The 313-nt window shown below is 53.4% G+C and carries 1 protein-coding gene; it reads right to left on the bottom strand.

All coding sequences use genetic code 11. The annotated features are described in order from the left end of the window. The coding region (locus tag DDR33_RS26375; RefSeq protein WP_158280880.1) for an Ig-like domain-containing protein at nt 1-313 on the bottom strand (313 nt) is incomplete at both ends.

Genomic DNA, 313 nt, shown 5'->3' on the forward strand with positions numbered 1-313 from the left:
CCATCTACCAGGACCTCTACGGTCGCGTTGGGTTCTGTCACACCCTTGATCGTCGGCGTGGTCGTGTTCACATGACCGCCGTTACCCGGAGCGTCTGGTGTCACAGGTTTATCCGGGTTCTTAGTGTCGACATCAATTTTGATTGGGTCGGATTCTGCACCCGTGTTTCCTGCCTGATCGGTGACCTTGATAGTGATCTCATGCTCGCCTTCGGTCAGCGCAGGATCAAAGGTATATTCCCATTTGCCGTCACCGTCAGCTTTTGCTTCACCAACTTTAACGCCATCTACGAGGATCTCTACGGTAGCGTTGG

The organism is Pararcticibacter amylolyticus, from assembly GCF_003130405.1.
Taxonomy (GTDB): Bacteria; Bacteroidota; Bacteroidia; order Sphingobacteriales; family Sphingobacteriaceae; genus Arcticibacter; species Arcticibacter amylolyticus.